29 protein-coding genes are annotated in these 25,924 nt (G+C 71.6%); 1 reads left to right on the top strand and 28 read right to left on the bottom strand.

Going from position 1 to position 25,924, the window contains the following annotated elements:
- Window positions 1-4: 4 nt before the first annotated feature.
- From HG543_RS00505 to plsX, 27 genes are all read right to left on the bottom strand, one after another.
- The gene (locus tag HG543_RS00505) at window positions 5-784 is read right to left on the bottom strand and encodes an HpcH/HpaI aldolase family protein (protein ID WP_169342631.1); all 780 of its coding nucleotides are present in this window, start codon (window positions 782-784) and stop codon (window positions 5-7) included.
- A 195-nt stretch (window positions 785-979) separates the two neighbouring features.
- Window positions 980-1,870 carry an NAD(P)-dependent oxidoreductase gene (locus HG543_RS00500; protein ID WP_169342630.1) on the bottom strand — a complete coding sequence of 297 codons (891 nt, stop codon included), beginning with the start codon at window positions 1,868-1,870 and terminating at the stop codon, window positions 980-982.
- Between the two features lie 94 nt (window positions 1,871-1,964).
- The gene (locus tag HG543_RS00495; protein WP_169342629.1) at window positions 1,965-3,698 is read right to left on the bottom strand and encodes a putative ABC exporter domain-containing protein; all 1,734 of its coding nucleotides are present in this window, start codon (window positions 3,696-3,698) and stop codon (window positions 1,965-1,967) included.
- Entirely contained in the window at window positions 3,695-4,471 is a 777-nt protein-coding gene (locus HG543_RS00490) for an ABC transporter ATP-binding protein (RefSeq protein WP_169342628.1), read from the bottom strand. The genes HG543_RS00495 and HG543_RS00490 overlap by 4 nt, the downstream gene beginning before the upstream one ends.
- A 21-nt stretch (window positions 4,472-4,492) precedes the next feature.
- Window positions 4,493-4,873 carry a response regulator gene (locus tag HG543_RS00485; RefSeq protein ID WP_169342627.1) on the bottom strand — a complete coding sequence of 127 codons (381 nt, stop codon included), beginning with the start codon at window positions 4,871-4,873 and terminating at the stop codon, window positions 4,493-4,495.
- A gap of 162 nt (window positions 4,874-5,035) precedes the next feature.
- The gene (locus HG543_RS00480) at window positions 5,036-6,073 is read right to left on the bottom strand and encodes a protein-glutamate methylesterase/protein-glutamine glutaminase (RefSeq protein WP_169342626.1); all 1,038 of its coding nucleotides are present in this window, start codon (window positions 6,071-6,073) and stop codon (window positions 5,036-5,038) included.
- Window positions 6,070-6,951 carry a CheR family methyltransferase gene (locus tag HG543_RS00475; RefSeq protein WP_171818372.1) on the bottom strand — a complete coding sequence of 294 codons (882 nt, stop codon included), beginning with the start codon at window positions 6,949-6,951 and terminating at the stop codon, window positions 6,070-6,072. Before HG543_RS00475 ends, HG543_RS00480 begins: the two co-directional genes overlap by 4 nt.
- Before the next feature lie 12 nt (window positions 6,952-6,963).
- Entirely contained in the window at window positions 6,964-8,940 is a 1,977-nt protein-coding gene (locus HG543_RS00470) for a HEAT repeat domain-containing protein (RefSeq protein ID WP_169342625.1), read from the bottom strand.
- The gene (locus HG543_RS00465) at window positions 8,937-9,305 is read right to left on the bottom strand and encodes a hypothetical protein (protein WP_211193634.1); all 369 of its coding nucleotides are present in this window, start codon (window positions 9,303-9,305) and stop codon (window positions 8,937-8,939) included. The genes HG543_RS00470 and HG543_RS00465 overlap by 4 nt, the downstream gene beginning before the upstream one ends.
- Before the next feature lie 34 nt (window positions 9,306-9,339).
- Entirely contained in the window at window positions 9,340-9,864 is a 525-nt protein-coding gene (locus HG543_RS00460) for a chemotaxis protein CheW (protein ID WP_169342623.1), read from the bottom strand.
- Window positions 9,861-10,427 (bottom strand): chemotaxis protein CheW, encoded by a 567-nt coding sequence (locus HG543_RS00455; RefSeq protein WP_169342622.1) that lies wholly within the window; start codon window positions 10,425-10,427, stop codon window positions 9,861-9,863. The genes HG543_RS00460 and HG543_RS00455 overlap by 4 nt, the downstream gene beginning before the upstream one ends.
- A 33-nt stretch (window positions 10,428-10,460) precedes the next feature.
- Window positions 10,461-12,815, bottom strand: a complete 2,355-nt coding sequence (locus HG543_RS00450) for a chemotaxis protein CheW (protein ID WP_169342621.1) — start codon at window positions 12,813-12,815, stop codon at window positions 10,461-10,463.
- On the bottom strand, window positions 12,812-13,186 hold the full coding sequence (locus HG543_RS00445) for a response regulator (protein WP_169342620.1): 375 nt from the start codon (window positions 13,184-13,186) through the stop codon (window positions 12,812-12,814). The genes HG543_RS00450 and HG543_RS00445 overlap by 4 nt, the downstream gene beginning before the upstream one ends.
- Before the next feature lie 55 nt (window positions 13,187-13,241).
- Complete coding sequence (locus tag HG543_RS00440) at window positions 13,242-13,733, bottom strand: M17 family peptidase N-terminal domain-containing protein (RefSeq protein ID WP_169342619.1); 492 nt, start codon at window positions 13,731-13,733, stop codon at window positions 13,242-13,244.
- Between the two features lie 31 nt (window positions 13,734-13,764).
- Window positions 13,765-14,187 (bottom strand): transcription antitermination factor NusB, encoded by a 423-nt coding sequence (gene nusB / locus HG543_RS00435; protein WP_169342618.1) that lies wholly within the window; start codon window positions 14,185-14,187, stop codon window positions 13,765-13,767.
- Between the two features lie 3 nt (window positions 14,188-14,190).
- Window positions 14,191-14,694, bottom strand: coding sequence for a 6,7-dimethyl-8-ribityllumazine synthase (gene ribH / locus HG543_RS00430; RefSeq protein ID WP_169342617.1), 504 nt, complete (start codon window positions 14,692-14,694; stop codon window positions 14,191-14,193).
- 40 nt (window positions 14,695-14,734) lie between these two features.
- On the bottom strand, window positions 14,735-15,394 hold the full coding sequence (locus tag HG543_RS00425; RefSeq protein WP_169342616.1) for a riboflavin synthase: 660 nt from the start codon (window positions 15,392-15,394) through the stop codon (window positions 14,735-14,737).
- Window positions 15,395-15,434: 40 nt separating this feature from the next.
- Window positions 15,435-16,598: a bifunctional diaminohydroxyphosphoribosylaminopyrimidine deaminase/5-amino-6-(5-phosphoribosylamino)uracil reductase RibD gene (gene ribD, locus HG543_RS00420; protein ID WP_169342615.1), complete on the bottom strand. Its 1,164-nt coding sequence runs from the start codon at window positions 16,596-16,598 to the stop codon at window positions 15,435-15,437.
- Between the two features lie 8 nt (window positions 16,599-16,606).
- A complete protein-coding gene (gene nrdR, locus HG543_RS00415; protein ID WP_169342614.1) occupies window positions 16,607-17,110 on the bottom strand; it encodes a transcriptional regulator NrdR in 504 nt (167 codons plus the stop codon).
- 18 nt (window positions 17,111-17,128) lie between these two features.
- Entirely contained in the window at window positions 17,129-18,388 is a 1,260-nt protein-coding gene (gene glyA / locus HG543_RS00410) for a serine hydroxymethyltransferase (RefSeq protein WP_169342613.1), read from the bottom strand.
- Between the two features lie 39 nt (window positions 18,389-18,427).
- Window positions 18,428-18,871: a ribose 5-phosphate isomerase B gene (gene rpiB, locus HG543_RS00405; protein WP_169342612.1), complete on the bottom strand. Its 444-nt coding sequence runs from the start codon at window positions 18,869-18,871 to the stop codon at window positions 18,428-18,430.
- Window positions 18,872-18,904: 33 nt separating this feature from the next.
- Window positions 18,905-20,158, bottom strand: coding sequence for a beta-ketoacyl-ACP synthase II (fabF, locus tag HG543_RS00400; RefSeq protein ID WP_169342611.1), 1,254 nt, complete (start codon window positions 20,156-20,158; stop codon window positions 18,905-18,907).
- Between the two features lie 87 nt (window positions 20,159-20,245).
- Window positions 20,246-20,488, bottom strand: coding sequence for an acyl carrier protein (gene acpP, locus HG543_RS00395; RefSeq protein WP_169342610.1), 243 nt, complete (start codon window positions 20,486-20,488; stop codon window positions 20,246-20,248).
- A gap of 105 nt (window positions 20,489-20,593) precedes the next feature.
- A complete protein-coding gene (gene fabG, locus HG543_RS00390; protein WP_169342609.1) occupies window positions 20,594-21,343 on the bottom strand; it encodes a 3-oxoacyl-[acyl-carrier-protein] reductase in 750 nt (249 codons plus the stop codon).
- 5 nt (window positions 21,344-21,348) lie between these two features.
- Entirely contained in the window at window positions 21,349-22,281 is a 933-nt protein-coding gene (gene fabD, locus HG543_RS00385) for an ACP S-malonyltransferase (protein WP_169342608.1), read from the bottom strand.
- 39 nt (window positions 22,282-22,320) lie between these two features.
- On the bottom strand, window positions 22,321-23,310 hold the full coding sequence (locus HG543_RS00380) for a beta-ketoacyl-ACP synthase 3 (RefSeq protein WP_169342607.1): 990 nt from the start codon (window positions 23,308-23,310) through the stop codon (window positions 22,321-22,323).
- Window positions 23,311-23,367: 57 nt separating this feature from the next.
- Window positions 23,368-24,429, bottom strand: a complete 1,062-nt coding sequence (plsX, locus tag HG543_RS00375; RefSeq protein ID WP_169342606.1) for a phosphate acyltransferase PlsX — start codon at window positions 24,427-24,429, stop codon at window positions 23,368-23,370.
- A gap of 503 nt (window positions 24,430-24,932) precedes the next feature.
- Here plsX and rpmF point away from each other — a divergent pair.
- Window positions 24,933-25,121, top strand: a complete 189-nt coding sequence (rpmF, locus tag HG543_RS00370; protein ID WP_169342605.1) for a 50S ribosomal protein L32 — start codon at window positions 24,933-24,935, stop codon at window positions 25,119-25,121.
- A 114-nt stretch (window positions 25,122-25,235) separates the two neighbouring features.
- Here the strand turns inward: rpmF and HG543_RS00365 are convergent, their stop codons facing one another.
- A complete protein-coding gene (locus HG543_RS00365) occupies window positions 25,236-25,844 on the bottom strand; it encodes a YceD family protein (RefSeq protein WP_169342604.1) in 609 nt (202 codons plus the stop codon).
- Window positions 25,845-25,924: the final 80 nt, after the last annotated feature.

The following is a 25,924-nucleotide window of genomic DNA, read 5'->3' as shown; positions in this document are numbered from 1 at the left end:
CGCCTCACTCGTTGGTGAGCTCCAGGCGCACGTTGCCCACGTGAGCCTGGAGCGCGCGGAAGGCGACGTTGCGGTCATCGCCGAGCAGCAGCGCGGCGGCGCCTTCCCGAAACCACCGCTCCGCCTCTCCCGGGAGGCGGGGCGTGGCGCAGTACCAGACCCCGTTGCGCTGGCAGGCCGACGCCACCTTGCGGATGGCCGCCTGCACGTCCGGGTGGTCCAGCCTCCCGGGGACTCCGTAGGCGTGTGACAGGCTCACGGCCTCGTCCATCACCAGGTCGAGCCCGTCGACGGTGACGATGGAGTCGACGGCGTCCACGCCGTCCCGGTCCTCGATGGAGACGCCGACGAGGAGCTGGCGGTTGGCGCGCGGGACGAACTCCGACAGCGCCATGCGGCCGAAGCCGTTGAGGCGCCCGTCGGAGAGGCCGCGGGCGCCATGCGGGTGGAAGCGCGCGGCACGCACCACGGCCTGGGCCTCCTCGCGGCTGCGCACGCGCGGAACGAAGATGCCCTGGGCGCCCGCGTCCAGCGCGCGGAGGATGACTTCGGGCGCGGACGAGGGCACGCGTACCAGAGGCGTGATGTTGGCGCACTCGGCGGCGCGGATGAGGTTCTCCAATCCCTCCGGGCCCACCCCCACGCGGGACTGGTCGATGACGATGAAGTCGTAGCCCGCGTAGCCCACCATCTCCACCATGACGGGCAGGGGCAGTGCGTTCACCATCCCCAGCGCGAGCTTCCCATCGTTGATGGCCTTCTTGAGTCGGTTCTCCGTCAGCATGGCTCCCCTCCCCCGAGAGTCCCGCGGATGTTTTTCCTGGGGGTGCGCGTGCACGAGGACATGCCGTCGTGCACACCGTTGCCCCCCAGCCCCCGGCGCAAGAGAACACGACGAGGTCTCCCGCGCGCAATCATCGATTCATGTATTGCACCCGGGGGGCGTGACTGGATCTACTGGGGGTGGGTGCCGGGGGCCTCAGGAGCCGCGCTTCAGGCCGGCGCGCTCCGCCACGAGCGCTCCGAGCGCGGACCAGTCCAGGTCGCCGTGGCCCTGCGCGACGCCGCCGAGGTACTGGTCATGCAGGAGGCTGCCCAGGGGCATGGGTACCTGGGCGCCACGCGCGGCCTCCAGCACCAGGCCCACGTCCTTGAGCCCCAGCCGCATCGGGAAGCCCGCGGGCGAGTACTTCTCGTCGGCGATGAGCTGCGCGTACCGCTCGAAGATGGGCCCGCGCGCGAAGACGGACTGGAACACCTCCATGAACACCTTCGCCTCGACACCGGACTTGCGCGTCAGGGCGAAGGCTTCGCCGAGCGCCTCCATCATCGACGCGATGAGGAAGTTGCCCGACAGCTTCACCACGTTGGCTGCGGAGGCCTTCTCGCCCAGCACGGTGAGCCCACGGCCCACCGCCTCCAGCAGCGGCCGGCTGCGCTCCACGTCCGCCTTCGCTCCCGCGGCGACGACCCAGAGCTGCTTCGCGTCCGCGGCATCCGGCCGGCCGAACACCGGCGCGGACACGTAGCCCTGCCCCGCGCTCGCGTGCGCCTGCGTCAGGCGCTCCGACAGGGCCACGGAGATGGTGCTCGATGAGACGTGGACGGCGCCCTTGCCCAGGCCCGCGTGCAGGCCATCGCTCCCGAAGACGGCCGCCTCCACGGCGCGGTCGTCCGCGAGCATGGTGAAGACGACCTCCGCGCCCCGCGCCGCTTCCGCCGGAGTGCCCGCCACGCGCGCGCCCTTCTCGCGCAGCGGCTCGGCCTTCGCGGGCGACCGGTTCCACACCGTCACCTCGTGCCCCGCCGCGAGCAGGTTCTTCGCCATGGGCAGGCCCATGTTCCCCAGCCCGATGAATCCCAGCTTCATGTGGTCTCTCCTTTCGCGGCCCCGGGATAACGACCTCTCCCGTCCGCCGCGACCGAAAGACACGAGCGCCGTCCACGAGCCGACGGCGGCGGCCCTACTCCTGCCGGTCCTCCGACACGTCCAGGCGCTCGAAGGCTCGGCCCAGGGCCATCACCCCCAGCCACACCTCCCCCACCAGCACGCCCGCCGCCACCAGCGCGGCCACCGGCAGCGCCCACGCCCCCAGCACGGACGCCAGCGGCCACCCCACCAGCATCGCCAGCACCGCCGCCGGAAACAGCCCCGCCAGCGTCACCACCATCGAGCCCACCAGCGTCAACAGGCGCTGGCCCATGGCCTCGAGCCCCCGCGTCCGCTCCCCCGTATCCGCCGGCACCCACGCGGGGAGCAGCACCACCGCCGCGTTCTGCACGAACAGCCCCGCCAGCGACACCGACGGCAGCAGCACCGCCAGCGCCAGCCCGCCGGGCCACCACCATTCGCCCAGCCGCTCCGCTTCCGCTCCGGGCCCCAGCACCAGCGCCACCGCCAGCAGCACGAGCTGGAAGCCGCCCACCGATAGCGCCGACGCCGCCAGCTCCGCGCCCACCACCTGACGGCCCGTCAGCGGCATGGCCCGCAGCAGGTCCAGCTTCGGCAGGTCCATCCGCAGGTCCATGCGGAAGGCGCTCGGCCCCGCCACCGTCAGCAGCACCGCCAGCGTCAGCGCCAGCGGCCCCACCACGCGCCGCGTGTCCGTGAACAGGCGCGCGTCCCCCATCATCGCGGCGAGCGCGCCTCCCATCACCACGAAGAGCAGGAACATCCCCGCGCCACCCGCCAGCCGCTTGCGCGCGATGAGGTTCTTCCAGATGAGCGCCACCTCCGGCCGGCCCCGCGCCGACAGCCGGAACGGCGGCTTGCGCGGGCTCAGCTTCCCCACCCGTGCCGCATGTCCCGACGCGCGCAGCGCCCGCTCCCGCGAGCGCGTCTCCGCCCTCACCACCGCCGTCTCCTCGAAAGGCACCTCCGCGAGCAAGACCCAGACATAGTGCGCCGCCAGCAGCCCCAGCACCGGCGGCAGCGCGCGCAGGAAGCCGTCCACGTCCCGCGCCAGCGCCGGCCCCACCAGCACCCGCCCCGGCCACAGCACCGCACTCAAGCCCGGTGTCTCCATCACCGACTCCAGCCACTGGCGCAGCTCGCGTGACGAGCCGACCTCCTCCGGGAAGGGGTGCTCCCGCAGCGAGGACAGCACCGCCAGGGCCGCCCCCGTCACGGCGAGCGCCACGCCGGCCCAGCGCAAGGCCACGCCCCACCCGCCCCATGCCGCCAGCCGCGTGCGCACGAAGGACGCCGCCGTCGAGTGCAGGTACAGCGTCCCCAGCGCCAGGCTGGCCCCCACGAAGAAGAGCACCGGCGCGCCGCTCACCACGCGGCCGACGAAGAGCGTGGCGAACAGCGCGCCCACCGTCGCGCCCAGCAGCCCGCGCACCAGCTTGTAGTGCAGCAGCGCGCGCCGGGTGACGGGCGCGGGGAAGAGCTGCACCACCTCCGACTCCGTGAAGGACAGTGACGGCCTGTCACGTCCCAGCGCCCACGCGGCGAACACCGTCCCCAGCGCCGAGCCCACCAGCGACAGCTCCGCGAACAGCCGCGCGCCCTGGGGCACCCCGCTTCCTCCCACCGCCCGGAGGTTCAGCCCTCGCGACAGGACGGTGACCACGTACGCCAGCCCCACCAGCGCGCCCAGCAGGTAGCGCGGCTTGCGCAACCGCGCGAGCTGCCGCAGCAGCCGGTTGCGAAACGACGCGCCCCACAGGAAGAGCACCGCGCGCGGAAGGCTCACGGAGGCCGCGTCCCCGTGGCGGGCGGCGCCGCGTCCTCCGATGCGCTGGTGATGCGGACGAACAGCTCCTCCAGCGACGCGGCCTCCGCCTCCGGCCCGCTGAGCCTCGCGCGAATCTCCGCGAGGCTGCCCAGCGCCACCGCCCGCCCTCCGGCAATCACCAGCAGCCGGTGGCACAGCTCCTCCACCAGCGGCAGCAGGTGCGAGGACAGCACCAGCGCCGCGCCCTCCTCCGCCCGGCGGCGCAGCGACGCCTTCATGCGCCGGATGCCGATGGGGTCCAGCCCCGTGAGCGGCTCGTCCAGCAGGATGAGCTTCGGCGAGTGCAGGAAGCCGCAGGCGATGGACAGCTTCTGCTTCATGCCGCGCGACAGCTCGCCCGGCAGCGACTTCTCCTTGCCGGACAGCTCCATCTCCTCCAGCAGCGCGCGGCCCCGCGCCTCCCAGTCCTCCACGCCGTAGAGCCGCGCCGTGAAGTTCAGGTGCTCCCACACCGTGAGGTACTCGAAGAAGCGCGGCTCGTCCGGCAGGAAGGCCAGCTCGCGCTTGGCCTGCACCGGCGTGCGTCCGAGGTCATGCCCCGCCACGTGCACGCTCCCCGCGCTGGGCGGGAGGATGCCCGCGAGGCATCGCAGCGTGGACGTCTTCCCCGCGCCGTTGGGCCCCACGAGGCCGAGCACCTCGCCGGGCGCCACATCGAAGCTGAGGCCCCGGACGGCCTTCACGTCGCCGTAGAGCTTCTCCAGGCCCTCCACCCGCAGGACGGAATCCATATGCGCGCGCGCGTCCGCTCCTCAGTCCAGCTTCAACAGGTCGCGCACCGTGTCCATCACCACCTTGGCCTGCACGGGCTTCACCAGGTACGCGCTCGCGCCCAGCTTCAGGGCCCGCTCGCGGTCCGCCGCCGCGCTCTCCGTGGTGATGACGACGATGGGCACGTGCCGGTGGTCCGTCGCCTGGCGGATGTGGCTGATGAGCTTCAGCCCGTCCATCAGCGGCATGTTGATGTCCGTGAGCACCAGGTCGAACCGGCCCTGCGTGAGCTTCTTCAGCCCCTCGGCCCCGTCCTGGGCCTCCGTGCAGACCATGCCGTTGATGCGCTGCAGGGCGTACATGATGCTGCGCCGCATCGCCTGCGAGTCGTCCACCACCAGCGCTCGGATCTGCTGCGTCATGGCCTGGAAGACTACCACCCGGGCCCTTCGGCCACTTCAGCGAAGCCACGCCTCCCGGTGCCATCCTGTCCGCGGCGACACGTCCGGTGTGGCAACACGGTTGCCGGTAGACACTCGGAGCGCGGGACGTCCAGCGCCGGGCGTTGCCGCCGGGGGAGCGGGCTACCGCTTGCGCCGGGCGAGGGTCGCGAGCGCGGGGCCGATGTCCCCCAGCTTGAGCACCCGCTTCACCGCGCCGGTGGCGATGGCCTCGCCCGGCATGCCGAACACCACCGCCGTCTCCTCGGACTCGGCCCAGACCTCTCCGCCCGCGCGGTGCACCTCGAGCGCGCCCTCCGCGCCGTCCGCGCCCATGCCCGTCAGCACCACCGCCAACGCCCGGGAGCCCAGCACCTGCGCCACGCTGGTGAAGAGCCGGTCCACGCTCGGCGCGTACTTGTCCAGCGGCGTGGGCGGCGGGGTGTGCAGCTCCAGCCGCGAGCCCCGGTCCGCCACCACCATGTGCCGCCCGCCCGGCGCGATGTACACGTGCCCCGGCTGCACCGTGTCCCCGTCACAGGCCTCCGTCACCGTGAAGGGGCCGATGCGATCCAACCGCTCCGCGAAGGCCCGCGTGAATTGCGAGGGCATGTGCTGGCACACCAGCACGCACGGCGTCGGCTCCGCGGCCAGCCCCTCCAGCAGGCGCTGCACCGCCGGAGGCCCGCCCGTGGACGCGCCCACCGCCACCACCAGCGGCAGCTCTCCCGCCACCGCCATGGCCCGAGCGCCCGGCGCCGCGTGCCGCTGTCCGGGGCGCACGTGCCGCGCCGCGCGCACCTTGTCGAGCAGCTCGCCGCGCAGGCCCTCCAGCGCCTCGCGCGTGCCTCGCGGCGGCTTGGCGATGAAGTCGAACGCGCCCAGCTCCAACGCCTTGAAGACGTCCGACTTGTGCGCGTAGCTGGAGATGACGATGACGGGCGTGGGCGCCGTGCGCATCAGCAGCCGGAGGAAGGTGTAGCCCCCCAGCTTCGGCATCTCCAAATCCAACGTCACCACGTCCGGCTTCAGCTCCAGGACCTTCTTCAGCCCCTCCTCGCCGTCGGCCGCGCGGTCCAGCACCCGCACGTCCGGGGCCGACTCCAGGAGCGTGCTGAGGGTGTGCCGGTTGTGCGCCGAGTCGTCGATGACCAGCACGTTGATGGAGTCGCGCGCGCTCATCGTCCCTCCCCGCCCAGGAGGCCCGGCAGCTCCGGCCGGCGGTACACCAGGTCGCCGCGCAGGTGCACCAGCTCGAAGTCCGCGCCCAGGTTCAACAGGTTCTCCGAGTGGCCCAGCAGGAGGTAGCCCCCGGGCACCAGCCGGTCCCGGACGATGCGCAACACCCGGCGGCGCGCCGCCTGGTCGAAGTAGATCATCACGTTGCGGCAGAACACGACGTCCATGCGCGGCACGAGCTGGCTCCCCGTCTCGTCCAGCAGGTTGTGGTGCCCGAAGGACACCCAGGCGCGCACCTCGTCGCGCACGCGCACGCGGTTGTTGCCCGCCGGCACGAAGAAGCGCTCCAGCAGGTCCGCGGACGTGGCGCGCAGCGCGGACGGCCCGTACTCCGCGCGCCGCGCCAGGGCCAGCACGCGCCGCGAGATGTCCGTGCCGTACACCTCCACGTCCCAGTCGTCGAAGCGGCGGCTGTCCTTGAGGAGCATGGCCAGTGTGTAGGCCTCCTCTCCGGACGAGCACCCCGCCGACCACAGCCGCAGCCGGCGCGTGCGCGCGTTGCGCTTCTCCAGGAGCGGCAGCAGCTCGTCGCAGAAGGCCTTGAGCTGCGAGGGCTCGCGGAAGAAGTACGTCTCGTGCGTGGTGAGCGACTCGACGGCCGCCTCCAGCTCCGCGTGCCGCTGGGCGTCGTAGCGCAGGTAGCGGTGGTACGCGCCGAAGTCCGGCAGGCCGAGCGCCTCCAGCCGGGGCCACAGGCGGCGCTCCATGACGAACTTCATGTCCTCGTGAACCAGGATGCCGCAGTGCGAGTAGACGTGGTCCCTGAGGAGGCGGAACTCCTCCACCGTCATCTCCGGCCGGCTGTCGTCGAAGCGAGGCACGCGGTCTCTCCTTCAGCGCCGGGACAGGCGCTCCACCGCGTCGGACAGGGTCTGCCGGGCCAGGGCGTCCGATTCCGCCTCCAGCGCTCGGCGGGCGGCGTCCAGGCACTCCGGACCGCCCGAATCTCCCAGCACCCGGGCCGCCGCCGCGCGCACGTCCCAGCGCGCGTGGCCCAGGAGCGACAACGCCAGCTCCACCCCCCGCGCGGACATCGCGCCCGCGGACAGCGCCGCCTTCACCACCTCCGCGTCCGGATGGCCCGCGGCTTCTCGCAGGACACGGGGCCCGGCCAGCCCCAGCCGAGCCAGCGCGCGCACCGCGGCCACCGCCAGCGCGCCGTCCGGGTGGCGCACCAGCGCCTCCAGGTCCGCCGCCCGCTCCACCGCCCCGCACTCGCCCACCGCCTCCACGGCGGCGAGGCGCACGCTGGGGTCCTCGTCATGCAGCGCGGGCCGCAGCAGCGCCCCCGCCTCCGCTCCACCCATCCGTCCCATCGCCCGCACTCCCGCGACGCGCACCGGCGCCGCCTCGTCCGCCAGCGCCGCGCGGGACAACTCCCGGCCCGCGAGCCCGTCCACCTCGCCCGCCGCCGCCACCGCCGCCGCGCGCCAGGGGGGCTCCACGTCGCGCGCCAACAGCCGCAGCACGGGCAGCGCGGGCGCTCCGCCCACCCGCGCCAGCGCCGCCACCGCCGCCGGAGTCGCCCGGCGCATCACCGCGTCCTCCAGCACGTCCAGCACCGCCGTCCGGCAGCTGCCCGCGAGCACCCCCAGCGCCCGCGTCGCGGCGCCCGCCAGCGTCCGGTCCACCAGCAGGTCCACCAGCGGCCGCACCGCCTCCGGCGAGCCCGTGCGCCCCAGCGCCCGCACCACCAGCGCGCGCAGGTCCTCCTCCGCCCACTCCAGCAGCGCGCACAGCGCCGTCACGGAGGACGCGTCCACCAAATCCACCAGCGACTCGACGGCCGCCGCGCGCGCCGGCAGGGACAGGTCCGCCATGTGGGCGAGCAGCGCGCGCCCGCCCTCCGGCCCCAGCCGGCCCAGCGTGTGGAGCACCTCGCGCAGCAGCCGGTCCTCCCGCGCCGCCTCCGCCACCGGCACCGCGAGCGACGCCTCGCCCAGCGCGGCCACCGCCACCAGCGCGCCCGCGCGCACCGTCACGTCGTCCGCTTCCAGCGCCTGGGCCAGCCGCGCCGCCGCGTCCGGCAGCCGCCGCAACGCCGCGCGCACCACCGCCTCGATTTCCCCGCGCCGCACCGTCTCCGCCACCGACGTCTGCGTGCCCAGCGCACCCAGCGCGGCCTCGCGCACCGAGCGCAACGGCGACGCCAGCCCCTGGCAGATGCGCTCCGTCGCCACCACCTGCGGAACGAGCCCGAGTACCCGGAAGGCGCTGCGCTGCAGCCGCGCGTCCTCCAGCAGGGCCAGCACCACCGGAAGCGGCGGAGGACGGCGCAGCAGGGTCAGACCCTCCAGCGCGGACAGCCGCAGCAGCGGCTCCGGGTCCGCCAGCAGCCCCTGGAGCGCCAGGGCCGCGCCGTCACCGCCCACCCGGCCCAGCGCCTCGGACACGGCGACGCGCACGTTGAGGTCCGGGTCTCCCAGCGCCTCGACGAGCGGCTGCTCCGCGGCGCGCAGCCCGAGCTGCCCGAGGATGTCCGCCGCGAACTTGCGCTGGTCCGGGTCCGGATGCGCCAGGAGCCGCACCAGCGGGCCCAGCGCCGCGCCCCCCAGGCCGGCCAGGGCCTCCGCCGCCGCGTTGCGCGCGCCCGTCTGGCCGCGCTCGTCCAGCACGCGGATGAGGCGCTCGGCGACACTGCCGGAGGACGGCAGCCGCTTCAGCGCCTCGGCCGCCACGTGCCGCACGCGCCAGCTCTCGTCATGCAGGCCGGCGACGAGCACCTCCAGGGCCCCCGCCGTGCGCGGGTCCAGCTCCTGGAGCGCCCGGTAGCGCGCCTCTTCCTCCGGGAACTCGGGCAGGGGATTCATTCGAAGACCAGGTTGGAGCCGGGCTGAGAGTAGAACCAGAGCGCGTAGATGCCGAGCACCGTCCCCAGGGGGAAGCTGGGAAGGGACAGGATGCCCAGCACCAGCGCCAACGTCTTCGACCAGCGCTGGCGCTTCAGCAGGCCGACGCCGGTGATGATGCCCGGCAGCCCCAGCAGGAAGGTGCAGCCGGCGACGCCCGCGGCCACGAGGAAGAGGCTCATGCGCCCGTCTTCGTCCCCCGTGCCGTGCGGGTACGACAGGTTGCCCATGAGCGCCATGAAGGCGCCGAAGCCCAGCCCCAGCAGCAGCGTGAGCGCGCTCGTCACGATGAAGAGGATGCCGAGGATGCGGCGGTGCTGCTCCATGTCCCGGTTCTCCACCCGTGCACCCCTTTCGTGCTCACTCCGGCTTGCGTGACGACTCGCGCTCCAGCTCCGCGCGCAGCAGCGCCTTCAAATCCAACAACAGCCGCAGCCGGTCCGGCGGCCCGCATACACCCACCACGAAGGGCGAGCGCCCCGCCACCACCAGCGAGGGCGCGGGCTTGATGTCCCCGCGGCGCACCCGCAGCACCTCCGCCACCCGGTCCACCCGCACCGCCACGCGCCGCGTCCCCAACCGGCAGACCAGGAGCCGCGTCTTCGGCGTCTCCGGCGTCTCCTGCCCCTGCAGCCGGCGCCGCAGGTCCACCACCGGGAGGATGATACCTCGGAGGTGCAACACGCCCTCCACGAACGAAGGGGCGTGCGGAATGGGCGTGACGCGCTGGGGCGGGAGGATTTCCTCCACTCGCATGATGTCCAGCACGTATTCCTCGTTGCCCACGAAGAAGGCGCACAGCTGCACCAGCGTGTCCGCTTCCTGGGCGGGCGCGTCCAGCACCGCGCGCGGCCGGCGCGCCAGGAGGTTGACGGGGTCCTTCATGGCTCCAGCGCCTGTTCCGAGTCGAGGAGGATGTACAGGTTGGGCCCGCGCCGGCCGATGCCCACCACGCAGTCCCTGTCTCCCGAGCGCAGCCCCGGCGGCGCCGGCTCCAGCATGGACGGCTTCAGCTTCACCACGCCCGCCACGGTGTCCACCCATACCCCCGCCGGGCCGGACTCCGTGCGCACCACCAGGATTCGGGCGTCACGCGGCGGCGGCGGGGCCTCGGGGCCGGCGACCACGGGCGGCCGCTCGGCCAGCCGCAGCCGGACCTTGATGTCGTAGACGGGCAGCAGCTCACCGCGCAGGTTCATGACGCCGAGCAGGTGGGGTTCCGCGCGGGGAATCTCCGTCAGCGGGGGCACCTTGGAGATTTCGCGCACGATGCGGATGGGCACCGCGTAGCACTCCCCCTCCAGGCGGAAGGCGAGGTACTCCTCGGGCACCTCTTCCGGGACGGACGCCTGCGTGCCGTCGCTGCCGGCGGCGAAGTCCTGCAGGCCGGCGACGTCCTCGTCCGGGCGGTAGAAGAAGTCGTCGAGCAGCTCAGCGAACCTGGACACGGCTGCCAAGGATAGCACCGGACGGGGCGGGTCTCAGGCCCGTCGCCGCTCCAGGGCCATGCCCTCCTCCAGCAGGGCCGCCACGTCGAGCACCAGCACGGTGCGCCGGTTGCCCAGGTCCGTGGCGCCGGAGATGCCCCGGATGGACTGCAGCCGTCCTCCCAGGGGCTTGGTGACGATGTCCTGCTGGCCGTGCAGCTCGTCCACGGCGATGCCCAGCCGCTCCTGCGCCAGCCCCACCACCACCACGAAGTAGCGGTTCACCGGCCGCTCCGGCAGGGCGAACATCCGCGCCAGCCGCATGAAGGGCAGCGTCTGCCCGCGCAGGTCGAGCACCTCGCGCCGCTCCACGGTGCGGATGTCCCTGGGCTGCACGGAGAGGATTTCCAGCACGCTGTTGAGCGGCACCGCGTAGGTGCGGCCGCTCACGCCCACCACCAGCGCGCGGATGATGGCCAGGGTGACGGGCAGCGTGAGGTGGAAGGCGGTGCCCTTTCCGCGCTCGCTCCACACGTCGATGATGCCGGACAGGTTGCCCAGGTTGTTCTTCACCACGTCCAGGCCCACGCCGCGGCCGGACAGCTCGGACACGCTGCGGGCGGTGGAGAAGCCGGGCAGGAAGATGAGGTTGAGCAGCTCGCGCCGGCTCATCTCCTGCGCCTGGGCGAAGGTGATGAGGCCGCGGGTGAGGGCCACCTCGCGCACGCGCTGCTCGTCGATGCCGGCGCCGTCGTCGCTCACCTCGATGACGACGTGGTTGCCCTTCTGCTCCGCGCGCAGCGCCACCACCGCGCGCCGGGGCTTGCCAGCCGCGAGCCGCGCCTCGGGCGACTCCACGCCGTGGTCGATGGCGTTGCGGATGAGGTGCATCAGCGGGTCGCTCAGCTCCTCGACGATGAGCTTGTCCAGCTCCACCTCGCCGCCACCGATGACGAACTCGATTTCCTTTCCGGCCTCGCGGGCGATGCGGCGCACGAGCCGGGCCAGCTTGTCGAACACCTGGCCCACGGGAACCATGCGCGCTTCGAGCAGGCCCTCCTGGAGCGCCTCCAGCTTGCGCTCCAGGCCCCGTGTCTCGCGCGCCAGCTCCTGGCCGAACAGCTTGGACAGCGCCACGGCGCCGTCCTGCCGCGCGGACTCGGCCAGTCGCTGGAGGTTGGCCTTGATGAGCAGCAGCTCGCCCACCATGTTGATGAGCCCGTCCAGCTTGCCGATGTCCACGCGCACCGTCTGCGTCAGCGAGCGCAGCGACGTGTCCCCGTCCGGACGCACCGGTGACGCGACCACCGTGGAGGTGCCCGGTGCCTCCGTCACCACCGTGCGCACTCGCTGCGCCACGCCCGTCCCGGGCAGGTACGTCACCGGCGTGCCGCCGCTCGCCTGGAGGCCGGACGCGGACACCGGCACCAGCGCGTCGCCGGGGGCCACGGCTCCATCGGAGGTGGACTCCCCGCCCTCCGTCGAGGCGGGCAGCAGCGGCTGCTGGGCCGGAGCCGCCGTGCTGGCGGAAGCGGCCCGGCCGCCCTTCTTCTTCCCACCCTTCTTCGCCGGAGCGGCCGGTGAATCCACGCGCGTCAACGCCGCGGCCGTGACGGGCTCCGCCGCGCGGACGAGCGCCTGGGCCGCGGCATGGGTGGCCGGCTGCACCACCAGCGGGGACAGCTCCGCGGGCGTGCCCTGGAGTCCGGCCTCGAGCTGCTCGGTGGTGGTCTGCGCGCCGAAGATGAGGTCGAAGGCGATGCCGTGCGCCCCACCGGGCCGCGCGGACGGCAGCGTGCTGATGACCTCGCCCAGGGGCTTCAGGCGCGCGTTGAGTTCCGCCAGCCCCTTGTCGAAGTCGGACAGGTCGAACGCGGCGCGCACGCGCCACAGCGACACCCCGCGCCGCACGTTCTCCCGGAGCCGATGCTCCTCGTACTCGGTGAAGACGGAGCGCACCTGCGGGTCCAGCTCCAGCCGGTCCAGCGGGTCCTCCTCCGCCGAGGCCGGAGGCGAGCCCAGCTGGGCCAGCCGCGCCGTCATCTCCTCCACGCGCCGGGTGAGCGGCTCGGACTCCGCGCCCCGCGCCGCCTCGGCCAGCAGCGCCTGGAACGCGTCCAGCGCTTCAATCAGCGAGTCCAGCGCCGTGTCGTCCAGCCGCAGCTTGCCCAGCCGCAGCCGGTCGAGCAGCTCCTCCGTCCCGTGCGCCAGCCGGGAGATGCGCTCCTGGCCGAACAGCCCGGACAACCCCTTGAGCGAGTGGGCCGCGCGGAAGATGCCGTTGACCAGGTCCGGATCGGCCTCCTGGCCGCGCCGCTCGTCGAGCACGAGCAGGTCCTTGCCCAGGGCGTCGAGGATTTCGGTCGCCTCGGCCACGAACTCGGCCAGCGCCTTGCTCCCGGGATTCACGGCAGCTTCAGGTACCGGCGCAGCAGCTCTTCCAGGCTGCCGGGCTCGAAGGGTTTGACGAGGTACTCCGCCGCGCCCAGCGCGAGGCCACGGTCCCGGTCCTGCTCGCGGCCCTCGGTGGTGATGATGAACAGCGGCACGTCCCGGTAGTTGGGGTTCTTCTTGACGAAGTTGATGAGCTCCAGCCCGTTGATGTCGGGCATGTTGATGTCGGTGATGATGAGCTCGAACCGGTGGCGCGGCAGCAGCTTCAGCGCCTCGAAGCCGCTCGAGGTCACCACCGCCTCGATGCCCTCCACGCCCTCCACCATCGCGGCGATGTACTCGCGCGACGCCTTGGAGTCTTCGACAATCAACACCTTGACACGCATGTGCGCACGCCCCGGACGACGCATGCTAACAGAACGCCCGGCCGCCCGCTGCGCGTCACCCCTTGCGCCCTGGCAGGAGTCGGACGAGCCCCTTGTCCGCCAGGACCGCCACCCGTCCGCCCTTGAACGCCGGCAGGAAGCCCTTCTGGAAGGCCTCCGCCCTCGCCGAGTCCTCCGTCCCCGCCCCGGCCGGAACCTCCAGCGCCACCGAGTCCACCTTCGCCCGGGACAGCACCTTGCCCGCGCTGGCCAGGGCCTCGCTCAGCGCGCCCGCGTTCAGCGCCTTCCGGGAGCCCAGCCCCACCACGAAGATGCGGGGCACCGTCAGCTTCCCGTCCGAGGGCAGGAGCAGCCAGTCATCCTTGGCGCCGGTGAAGAAGCCGTTCTTCAGCACTCGCGACAGCGCGCCGCACAGGCGCCAGTCCACGTAGCCGGCGGAGGAAGGCAGGGGCCGGTCGTCCTCGGCCACGAAGAGGCAGAGGGCGTCGACCTCGCCGAGCGAGTCCAGCCCCTCCATCCCGATGTCGTGCGTCGTCGTCTGGCTCAAGGCGCGGGCCTCGCGGGTGGGGTGAAGGAACTCAGGGCTTGTTGAGCGCCACGGCCACGCGGTCCAGCAGGCCGTTGACGAAGGCGCTGGACTCCTCGGTGCCGAAGTTCTTCCCCAGCTCGACGGCCTCGTTGATGGTGACCTTGCGGGGGATGTCGGGGCGGTACTTCAGCTCGAAGATGCCCAGGCGGAGCACGTTCCGGTCGATGCGGGACATGCGGTCCAGCCGCCAGTTGTGGCTGTGCCGCTCGATGAGCTGGTCGATTTCCTCGCGGTGGGACTGCACGCCCTCCACCAGCTCGCGGGCGAACTTCACCGCGTCCGGGTCCCGCTTGGGCTCCTCGGAGGCGCTCCAGGCGGACTCCAGGGCCTCGGCCACCGTGGTGCTGGTGGCCATCTCCAGCTGATAGAGCGCCTGCAGCGCCCGCTCGCGTCCCGTTCTCCGAGCGCCCATGGACTACGCCTTCCTTCCGTCCGTCGCCGCCATCTTCGCGTACAGGTTGACCATCTCGATGCAGGCCAGCGTGGCTTCCGCTCCCTTGTTGCCCGCCTTCACGCCCGCCCGGTCGATGGCCTGCTCCACCGTATCCGTCGTCAGCACGCCGAAGGTGACGGCGGTGGGCGGAGCGCCCGCGGCGGCGGCGAAGGCCACCGAGCCGATGCCCTTGGCGCACTCGCCGGCGACGTAGTCGAAGTGGGGGGTGCCACCGCGGATGACGGCGCCCAGGGTGATGACGCCCACGTACTGGCGGGACTCCGTCACGCGGCGGGTGAGGCCGGGCAGCTCATAGGTGCCGGGGCAGCGGTACACGTCGATGTCCGTGTCCGCGACGCCATGGCGCACCAGGGTGTCCACGGCCCCCTTGGCCAGCTCCTCGGTGATGAAGCCGTTGAAGCGGGCCACACAGATGGCGAAGCGGCCCTTGGGGGGGAGGAAGTCACCTTCGAAATAGCGAGGCATGCCGCGCTTCCTACACCAACCCGCGTCCCGGCGTCGCGGACTACGGTGTCCCGAAGCCCGCCGCCCGGACAGCCGCCGCCGTCAGGCCTCCGCCCCCGGGGGCCCCCTGCCCCCGTTGGAGCGCGAACAGCCGGGCGACGTACTTCCCAATCTGGTCCGCCTCCAGGTTGACGCGGGCCCCCACCGGCTTGCCCCGGAGGGTGGTGCGCTCCTGCGTCTCGGGGATGAGCTGGACGCGGAAGCGGTCCGCCTCCACGGTGTTCACGGTGAGACTGATGCCGTCGATGGCCACCGAGCCCTTCTCGATGAAGTAGGGGGCCAGCTCCTCGGGCAGCCGGAAGACCATCACCCACGAGCCGCCCTCGGGGTAGGTCTCCAGCACCTCGCTGACGGCGTCCACGTGGCCGGAGACCAGGTGCCCGCCCAGCCGGTCGCCCAGGGCGAGGGCGCGCTCCAGATTCACCCGGTCGCCCGGCCGCACGGCGCCCAGGGTGGTGCGGCGGAGCGTCTCGGGGGCGGCCTGCACCTTGAAGGTGTCGCCGGAGCGCTCCACCACGGTGAGGCACGCGCCGTCCACGGCGATGGACTCGCCCAGGTCGAACTTCTCCGCCCCGAGCGACGTGCGAATCCAGAGGTCCGTCATCCCGCCGGGGATGACGCGCTCCACCCTGCCAAGGTCCTGAATGAGCCCGGTGAACATGGGGGCCTTATAACGAACCCGGCCGCCGGGTGCCCGGGGCCTACAGCAGCGCCTGGAGCAGCATGTCCTCGCCGTAGCGCTCGAAGGTGAGGTCCTTCACGGCCACGGCCTGGGCCATCTCCTTCACGCCCAGGTCGCCCGCCCAGGACAGGCCGGGGGCGCCAATCAGCTTGGGCGCGAGGAACAGGGCCAGCGCGTCCGCCAGGTGCTCGCGCAGGAAGGAACCGTACAGCTCCGCTCCGCCCTCCACCAGCACGTGGTTGAGGCCGCTCTTGGCGATGCGGCGCAAGAGCGCCTTCAGGTCCACCCGGTCGTTCTTCTGGCGCACCTGCCACACCTCCACGCCCTGGGCGAGGAAGCGCCGCGCCTTGCGGCCCTCCGGGTCCTCCAGCGTGGCAATCACCGTGCGCGCGGGGCTGCGCTGCGTGAAGACCGTGTACCCCGGCGACAGGCGCAGGTGGCTGTCCACCACGACGCGCAGCGGGTCCTTGCCGCCGCCACCCGGCAGCCGCGTGGTCAGCTTCGGGTCATCCTTCCGCACCGTGTTGGCGCCCACGAGGATGACGTCCACCGAGTCGCGCAGCCGGTGCACCCAGGCCCGCGCCGACTCGCCCGTCACCCAGCGCGAGTCTCCGGTGGCCGTGGCCAGCTTCCCGTCCAGCGTGACGGCGGCCTTCAGCGTCACCCACGGCAGGCCCGTGCGCATGACCTTGAAGAAGGGCCGGTTGAGCTTGTCGGCCTCGTCCGCGAGGACGCCGGTGAGCACCTTCACCCCACCGCGCCGCATCCGGGCGATGCCCTTGCCGCTCACCTTGGGGTTCGGGTCCGAGGACGCGCTGATGACCCGGCGCACCCCGGCTTCCAGAATGGCCAGGCTGCACGGCGGCGTGCGCCCGTAGTGGTCGCACGGCTCCAGCGTCGTGTAGAGGTCCGCGCCCTTCGCCTTCGCGCCCGCCGCCTCCAGCGCCACCACCTCGGCGTGCGCGGTGCCCGCCTTCTTGTGGTAGCCGCGAGCGATGATGCGCCCGCCCTTCACCAGCACCGCGCCCACCACCGGGTTGGGGCTGGTGCGGCCCAGGCCCTTGGCGGCCTCCTCCAGCGCGATGCGCATGAAGAACTCTGCCACCGCCCGGTCGAAGTCCGCCGCCCGCTTCGCGCGGGGCGCCCTCGTTGCCTCCAACCGTGCCCGCGTCAGCAGCCGCATGTTCCCTCTCAGCCGTCCTTGCCCGGCGAAGTCGGAGGCTTCGCCTTGCGCTCCCGCTCCTCGGCTTCCAGCAGGTCCTTCAGCTCGTGCATGAACTCCGCGATGTCGCGGAAGCTGCGGTACACCGAGGCGAAACGAACATACGCCACTTCGTCAAGCTGCTGCAGCCGGCGCATGACCTCCTCGCCGATGACGGACGAGGGCACTTCCTTCTCCCCCATCCCCTGCAGCCGCCGTTCAATCGCGACGACCGTCTCCTCAATCTGGTCCGCGGAGACGGGCCGCTTCTCGCAGGCCTTCTTCAGGCCGCTGACGATCTTCTCGCGGTCGAACGCCTCGCGCCGCCCGTCCTTCTTCACGATGAGCGGGTAGAGCTCCTCCACCCGCTCGTACGTGGTGAAGCGCCGCTTGCAGGCCAGGCACTCGCGGCGCCGCCGGATGACGGAGCCCTCGTGAGACTCGCGCGAGTCGATGACCTTGTTCTCGGCGTCCTGGCAGAAGGGGCAGCGCATGAGGCGATGGAGGGCGCTCTACTTCTTCAGGCGCGACGCGTACAGCGGGAAGCCCTGGGACAGCTCCTTCACCTTGCCCTTGATGCGCGCCAGGGCCGCGTCGTCCTGCGCCGCGTCCAGCGCCTCGCCGATGAGCCGGCCCACCACGGCCATCTCCGCCTCGCGCATGCCGCGCGTCGTAATCGCCGGCGTGCCCACCCGGACGCCGGACGTCACCATCGGCTTCTCCGGGTCGAACGGAATCATGTTCTTGTTCACGGTGATGCCGGCCTTGCCGAGCACCTCCTCGGCCACCTTGCCCGTGAGCTTCTTGGGGCGCAGGTCCACCAGCATCAGGTGGTTGTCCGTGCCGCCCGAGCACAGCCGCAGGCCCGCGCCCTTCAGCGCCTCCGCCAGCGCCTGCGCGTTGGCGACGATCTGCTTCTGGTACGCCTTGAACTCCGGCGACAGGGCCTCCTTGAAGGCCACCGCCTTGCCGGCGATGACGTGCATCAGCGGGCCGCCCTGGATGCCGGGGAAGATCTGGCTGTTGATGGTCTTCGCGAACGGCTCGCGGCTCAGCACCAGACCGCCGCGCGGGCCGCGCAGCGTCTTGTGCGTGGTGCTGGTGACGATCTCCGCGTAGGGCACCGGCGACGGGTGCACGCCCGCGGCCACCAGGCCCGCGATGTGCGCCATGTCCACCAGCATCGCCGCGCCCACCGCGTCGGCGATCTCGCGGAACTTCGCGAAGTCGAGCGTACGCGGGTACGCGCTTGCGCCCACGACGATGACCTTGGGCTTGTGCTCCTTGGCCAGCGCCTCCACCTGGGCGAAGTCGATGGTCTCCGTGTCGCGCGTCAGGCCGTAGTGGACGACCTTGTAGAGCTTGCCGGAGAAGTTGAAGGCCGCGCCGTGCGTGAGGTGGCCGCCGGAGTTCAGGTCCAGCGACAGCATGGTGTCACCCGGCTTCATCAGCGCCATGAAGGCGCCCATGTTGGCCTGGCTGCCGGAGTGCGCCTGCACGTTGGCCGCGTCCGCGCCGAACAGCTCCTTCGCGCGGTTGATGGCGAGGGTCTCCGCGACGTCCACCACCTCGCAGCCGCCGTAGTAGCGCTTGCCGGGGTAGCCCTCCGCGTACTTGTTGGTGAGCACCGAGCCCACCGCCTCCATCACCGCCGGAGACACGAAGTTCTCCGAGGCGATGAGCTCCAGCCCCTCTTCCTGACGCTGCGTCTCCTCGCGGAGGGTCCGGGCAATCTCCGGGTCCACGTCGGCCAGCGTGCGGGTGTTCTCCATGGCGGATTCCCTCGGCGAAAAACGGGTACGGCGGGGCCGCTAGCCCTGGGACTCGGCCTCGCGGATCATCTGGACGCGCCGCTCGTGGCGGCCGCCCTCGAAGGGGGTGCTGAGGAACGCCTCGAGGATGGCGCGGCCCACGCCGGCCCCCACCACGCGCTGGCCCAGGCACAGCACGTTGGCGTCGTTGTGAGCCCGGGCCATGCGGGCCTCGAACTCGGTGGTGCACAGGGCCGCGCGCACGCCCTTGTGCTTGTTGGCGACGATGCTCATGCCGATGCCGGTGCCGCACACCAGCACGCCCAGGGTGTACTCCCCGTCCGCCACCGCGCGCGCCACCCGCCTGGCGAAGTCCGGGTAGTCCACCGAGTCCCGCGTGACGGGGCCCACGTCGTCGTGGGCCACGCCCCGCTCCTTCAGCGCGGCGACGAGCTCCTGGCGGAGCTCGAGGCCCGCGTGGTCGGATGCCAGAATGATCTTCACGCGGGCCTCCCTGATGCCGGTTCCGGCCGAGGCCTAGAACCGCTTGAACAGCAGCACCGCGTTGGTGCCGCCAAAGCCGAACGAGTTGCTCATGACCGCGTTCACCCGGGCCTCGCGCGCCTGGTTGGGCACGTAGTCCAGGTCGCAGTCCGGGTCCGGCGTCTGCTGGTTGATGGTGGGCGGCAGCATGTTGCGCGACAGCACCAGCGCGCTCACCACGCCCTCCGCGCCACCGGCCGCGCCGAGCATGTGGCCCGTCATGGACTTGGTGGACGACACCGCGAGCTTGCGCGCGTGGTCGCCGAACACCGCCTTGATGGCCTTGGTCTCGTTCGCGTCGTTGAACGGGGTGGAGGTGCCGTGGGCGTTGATGTAGCCCACCTCCTCCGGGTTCATCCCCGCGGACTGGAGCGCGAGCCGCATGCAGCGCGCCGCGCCCTCGCCCTCGGGCGCCGGCTGGGTGACGTGGTAGGCGTCCGAGTTGGCCCCGTAGCCCACCAGCTCCGCGAGGATCTTGGCGCCGCGCTTCTTCGCGGCCTCCATCTCCTCCAGCACCAGCATGCCCGCGCCCTCGCCCATGACGAAGCCGTCACGGTCCTTGTCGAAGGGACGGCTGGCGCCGGCCGGGTCATCATTGCGCGTGGACAGCGCCTTCATCACCGAGAAGCCACCCAGCCCCAGCGGGGTGATGGCCGCCTCGGCGCCGCCGGCGATGGCCGCGTCCGTCTCGCCCAGCTTGATGGACTTCCAGGCCTCGCCAATGGCGTGGGCGCTGGTGGCGCATGCGGACACCGGGGCCCAGTTGGGGCCCTTGCAGTTGTACCGCATGGAGATGAGGCCGGGCGCCATGTTGACGATCATCTGGATGATGAAGAAGGGCGACAGACGGTCGAACCCCTTCTCCAGGCCCTTGCGGTGCTGCTCCTCGAGCGAGGAGATGCCACCGATGCCCGAGCCCACGATGACGCCCACCTTCTCCGGCGCGTAGCCGTGGGGCGCATCCGGGCCGATGGGCAGCCCCGACTCCTTGACCGCCATCTCCGCGGCGGCCAGGGCGTACTGGGCGTACAGGTCCATCCGGCGCACTTCGCGCCTGTCGATGAACTGCTCCGGCTCGAAGTCCTTCACCTCGCCAGCGATGCGCGCGTCGATTTTTCCCGGGTCGAAGCGCGACACCAGACCAATGCCCGACTTGCCGGCGAGCATCGCCTGCCAGTTCTTCTCGGTTCCAGTTCCCAGTGCCGAGATGATCCCGGTACCGGTGACGACGACTCGACGGTTCGACACGATCCTCTCCGCTGGCGCCTCAGGGGACACCGGGGACGCCACGCATCACGCGGCGTCACCCCGCACCCCGGCACGCCCTGGTGCTGCCTACTTCTTGTGGGTGTTGATGTAGTTGATGGCGTCGCCGACGGTCTTGATGTTCTCGGCCTCCTCGTCGGGAATCTCGACCTCGAACTCCTCCTCCATCGCCATCACGAGCTCCACGATGTCGAGGCTGTCCGCGCCAAGGTCCTCGATGAAGGAGGACTCGGGCTTGATCTCGTCCTCTCCCACCCCGAGCTGGTCGGCGATGATGGACTTGACCTTGGTCTCAATGGCTGACGTCGACATAAGTGTAGAACCCTCCAAAAACCAGATTGGACCCCGGCACCTTCCCGGGGCCTATTCGAAAGCCGGCGCGGTATATCCCACGCCCGGCGGCAATCCAACCTTGGGTTACATGTACATGCCGCCGTTGACCTTCAGGGACTCCCCGGTGATGTAGGACGCGGCGTCGCTGGCGAGGAAGAGGACGGCCCCGGCCACCTCCTCCGGGTTGCCGAGCCGGCCCAGGGGAATGCCCCCCAGCATCTTCTGGCGCAGCTCGTCATCGAGGTGGCTGACCATGTCCGTCCCGATGAAGCCGGGGGTGACGGCGTTGACCCGGATGTTCCGGCTGGCCAGCTCCTTGGCCACGGACTTCGTCAGGCCGATGAGCCCCGCCTTGGAGGCCGAGTAGGCCACCTGTCCACCATTCCCCATCTCGCCCACCACGGAGCTGATGTTGATGATGGCCCCGCCCCGCTGCTTCATCATGGGGCGGCTGGCGGCGCGGATGAGGGCGAAGGCGCCCTTGAGGTTGGTGTCCAGCTGCTTGTCCCAGTCCTCGTCCTTCACCCGCATGACGAGGCCGTCCACGGCCACGCCCGCGTTGTTGACGAGCACGTCCAGCCGGCCGTGCGTCTTGACGATGCCCTCCACGGCGCTGGAGCACGCGGCGGTGTCCGCCACGTCGAACTTGAGGGCCTCCGCCTTGGCGCCGGCCGCCTGGAGCATGCCCACCGTCTCCTGGGCCGCCGCCTCGTTGCCCGCGTAGCTGATGACCACGGTGGACGCGCCCGCCTTCGCGAAGGCCAGCGCGCACGCCCGGCCGATGCCGCGCGAGCCACCCGTCACCAGCACCACCTTGTCCTTGAAGCCGCTCATTGCGTTCACCCCAGCGCCGCGAGGACCTTCTCCAGGCCCGCGGCGTCCTCCACGTTGAACGTCTCGATGTCCTTGGTGATGCGCTTGACCAGGCCGCACAGCACCTTGCCCGGCCCCAGCTCCACCACCCGTGTGACGCCCTCGGCCTTCAGCGCCTCCACGCACTCAATCCAGCGCACCGGCGAGCTGACCTGCTCCAAGAGGAGCGGCACCACCCGCGAGGCGTCCGAGTTGGGGCGGGCCTCCACGTTGGTGACCACCGGCACGGAGGGCGCCTGGATGGACACCCGGCCCAGCACCTCGGCCAGCCGCGGCTTCACCGGGTCCATGAGGCCGCAGTGGAAGGGGGCGGACACGGGCAGGGGCATGACGCGCTTGGCGCCGGCCTCCTTGCACTTCGCCCCGGCGCGCTCCACCGCCTGCGCGTTGCCGGCGATGACCGTCTGCTCGGGCGAGTTGTAGTTGGCGGGGGCCACCACCTGCCCCTCGGCCGCCGCGTCGCAGGCCGCCTTCACCTTCTGGGGCTCCAGGCCGAGAATCGCGGCCATGGCGCCCACGCCCGCGGGCACCGCCTCCTGCATGAAGGTGCCGCGCGCGCGCACCGCCCGGGCCGCGTCGCCCAGGGCCATGGCGCCGGCGGCCACCAGCGCGGAGTACTCGCCCAGCGAGTGCCCCGCCACGAAGGCCGGCGCCGGGCCGCGCTTGGAGAAGACGGCGTGGGCCGCCACCGACACGGTGAGGATGGCCGGCTGGGTGTTGGCCGTCAGCTTCAGGGCGTCCTCGGGCCCCTCGAAGCAGAGGGTGGAGAGCTTCTCCCCCAGCGCCTCGTCCACGGCCTCGAAGACGGCCCGGGCCTCGGGGAACTTCTCGTAGAGGTCCTTGCCCATCCCCACGGCCTGGCTGCCCTGCCCGGGGAACACGAACGCGACCTTCGCCATGTGGGTCTCCGCCTCCTGAAATTTTCGGTTGCTGCTGCCCTACCAGCGCACCACCGCGCTGCCCCACGTCATGCCCGCGCCGATGGCCATCATCGCGATGACGTCTCCGCGCTTCAGCCTTCCGGCGCGATGCGCCTCGTCCAGCGTCATGGGCAGCGACGCCGACGACGTGTTGCCGTACTTGTGCAGGTTCAGCCAGCACTTGTCTCGGGGAATCTCCAGCCGCTCCAGCGCGGCCTCCAGGATGCGGGCGTTGGCCTGGTGGGCGATGACGTGGTCCACCTGCCCCGGCGTCAGCCCGTGCGCCGCCAGCGCCTCCTGGGTGGCCTCCACCAGCGAGCGCACCGCGACGCGGAAGACCTCGCGCCCGTTCATCTTGAGCGTGTTCAGCTTCGCCCGCACCGCCTCCTCCGTCATGGGCGTGCGCGAGCCGCCGCCGGGGATGGTGAGCAGCTCCGCCAGCGTCCCGTCCGAGTGCAGGTGCGTGGAGAGGATGCCCCGCCCGTCCTCCGGCGTGGGCGACGGCGAGAGCACCATGGCGCCCGCCCCGTCTCCGAAGAGGACGCTGGTGTTGCGGTCCTCCCAGTCCACCACCCGGGTGAGCAGCTCCGCGCCGATGACGAGCGCCCGCCGCACCTGCCCGGAGCGCACGAACTGGTCCGCCACGCTCATGGCGTAGAGGGAGCCGGCGCACGCGGCGCCCACGTCGAACGCGAAGGCCCGCCGCGCGCCCAGCTTCGCCTGCACGAAGGCCGCGCACGACGGCATGGGCATGTCCGCGGTGATGGTGCCCACGACGATGAGGTCCAGCTCTTCCGGGGCCACGCCGGCCATGTCCAGCGCGCGCCGGGCCGCCTGCACCGCCATGTCGCTGGTGGCCTCGTCCGGGGCGGCCTGCCGCCGCTCCTGGATGCCGGTGCGCTCACGAATCCAGGCGTCCGACGTCTCGACGCGTTGCTCCAGCTCCTGGTTGGTGATGACCCGGGAGGGGGCATAGGAGCCGGTTCCGATGATCTGCGTACATGCCACGAGGGTTCTCCAGAGGGAGATTTCGTCCGTCGGAACCCAACGCCCGGGGGCGCCTCTCTAATCGGAAACGGCCTCGTCTGTCGCCTTTTTTCCCTTCTGGTGGGTAGGGAGCCAGACACTGGCCCGCTCAATGCATCGCGTCAGCTCTTCCTGCAGTCCGCCCCGGGCCGTGGCCAGGGCGGCGCCCAGCGCGTTGTAGAGGGCCCGCGGCGTGGAGCGGCCATGCGCCACGATGCCGACGCCCTGGATGCCCAGCAGGGGGGCGCCGCCGTACTCCGCGTAGTCCACTACCCGACGAAGTCCCGCCAGCGCGGGCTGGAGCAGCAGCGCCCCCAGCTTCTCCGGCAGCCCTCCCCGCTTCTCGATGGCCTGCCGCAGCAGGCCGATGACGCCCATGCCCACGCCCTCGGACGTCTTGAGGACGATGTTGCCGGTGAAGCCGTCGGTGACGACCACCTGCACGTCGCCGGAGAAGAGGTCCTTGCCCTCCACGTAGCCCACGAAGTCCAGGTCGGAGCGGCGCAGCAGCTCACTGGCCTCGCGCGTCAGCGGCGTGCCCTTGGAGGCCTCCTCTCCATTGGAGAGCACCGCCACCCGGGGCCGGGCCACGCCCAGGCGGGAGCGCACGTACGCCTCGCCCATGACGCCGAACTGGGCCAGGTGCGTGGGGCGGCAGTCCACGTTGGCCCCCGCGTCCAGGAGCAGGCAGCGGCCACCTCCCTTGAGGGCGGGGAAGAGCGTGGCGATGGCCGGCCGCTCCACCCCGGGCAGCCGCCCCAGCGTCAGCAGCCCACCCGCCATGACGGCGCCGGAGTTGCCCGCGGACACCAGCGCGTCCGCCTTCCCGTCCCGCACCAGCTCGAAGCCCACCCGCAGGGACGAGTCGCGCTTGCGGCGGAAGGCCGAGGAGGCGTGGTCATCCATCTCCACCACCTCCGAGGCGTGGTGGAGGTGGAGGTTGGACGGCGGCCGGCCGCGCCCCAGCAGGGGGACCATGCGCTCGCGGTCGCCGACCAGGAGCACCTCGTGGTCGGGGTGCGCCCGGGCGAAGAGCAGCGCCCCCTCCACCGGGGCCCCCGGGGCGTGATCGCCGCCCATGGCATCCAGCACCAGCCTCATTCCCGCCAGCTCCGTGTGTGCCCGCGTTCCATCAGGGAGGGTTTCCAACCTGCCCCGACAGGTGGGGCATGGCGGCGGCGGAGCAGACCAGGAAGCCCCCAGGCGGGCAACGACTGGCTGCCCTGGCTGGTGGCGGTCCCCTCTTGGCGCGTTAACCACCCGAGAAGTGGAAGAAATGGGCTTTCCCCTCCGGGCGTTGTCACCCCGCGCCCCCGGGAGGTACCGCCATGTGGTATCAGCCCGCGACCTGCCCAGATCGCACTCGATAGTGCGTTCTGTGCACGTAATGGTGCATTGACTCGGAGGCGCCGAGCCGCTAGGGTCCGCCGCCTTCCGAAGCCGGACATGGAGTACGGGAGCCTTCGTGCGACCGCTCCGGTCCGGTGTGGTTCAGAGAGTGTTGCGCAGGACGCCGGGGACCCCGGCACAGCGCTTGAGACATTGGACTCAACCGATCCGGCCGGTTCCGCCGCTCCGGGTTGGCGTCGATATAGAGGTGAGCCGTGGGTGTCCCCAAGAAGCGTACTTCCAAGATGCGTCGCGACCGCCGCCGCGCGGCCAACAACAACCTGCGCAGCGCCGTGCAGGTGTCCAAGTGCCCGAACTGCAAGGAGCCGGTGATGCCTCACCGCGCCTGCAGCGCCTGCGGCCACTACAAGGGCCGTGAGGTGGTTCCCCAGGCCCAGGCCTGACGCCGCCTTTCAGCACCTGAAAGCACCAGGGCCGCGCCTCCACTTCCGGAGGTCGCGGCCCTTGTCGTTTCCGGCCCCGCCCTCCTTCGGCGCGGCCGGGTCCGCAGCCCGGCATCAGTTGCTGAGCTTGATGTTCTTCAGCGGCGCCAGGCGCGGATCCACCGGCTTCACGTCGCAGTTGCACTTCGCCTCGTTGCGGTTGATGCCGCACTGCGGGCACAGGCCCTTGCAGTCCTCACGGCAGACCGCGCTCATCGGCAGGGCCAGCAGCAGCTGCTCGCGCACGATGGGGTCCAGGTCGATGGTCTTCCCGTCGAAGACCTCCTCGTCCGCGTCCTCCAGCTTGAAGGAGCCGCCGGACTCGCCCTGCACGTGCTCCTTCTTCTCCATGGAGCCCTCGGTGTCGCCGTCCTTCAGGTAGTCCTCCCCGGTGACCAGCGACTCCGGCACGAGGTTGAGCGTGAAGGACACCGGCACGTTCAGCTCCAGGGGGCCGAGGCAGCGCTTGCACTCGCTGGCCACGTGGGCCGTGAACTGGCCCTCCAGCAGCACCCCGCCGCTCACCTTGCGCAGCGACGCCTTCAGGGTGGACGGCTTCGTGGGCCGGAAGCCGGTGTCCTCGCCGGACGCCGCTCCGCCCAGCACGTCACCGAGCAGGCCGAGACCGATGGGCTCGTTGAGCTGCAGCCCCGTCTCCTTGATTTGTTCAATCTTTACGCGCATTTACGTAACTTCCAGCAAAAGGGGCGGGCAACATAGAGGGCGGGCCCTCGACCGTCAACACGCCCGGTTCCAACGCCGCC

It is taken from the genome of Pyxidicoccus fallax (assembly GCF_012933655.1).
In the GTDB taxonomy this organism is placed as follows: Bacteria; Myxococcota; Myxococcia; order Myxococcales; family Myxococcaceae; genus Myxococcus; species Myxococcus fallax.
The sequence above is the reverse complement of the archived record's forward strand: the minus strand, read 5'-3'. Positions and strand labels throughout refer to the sequence as shown.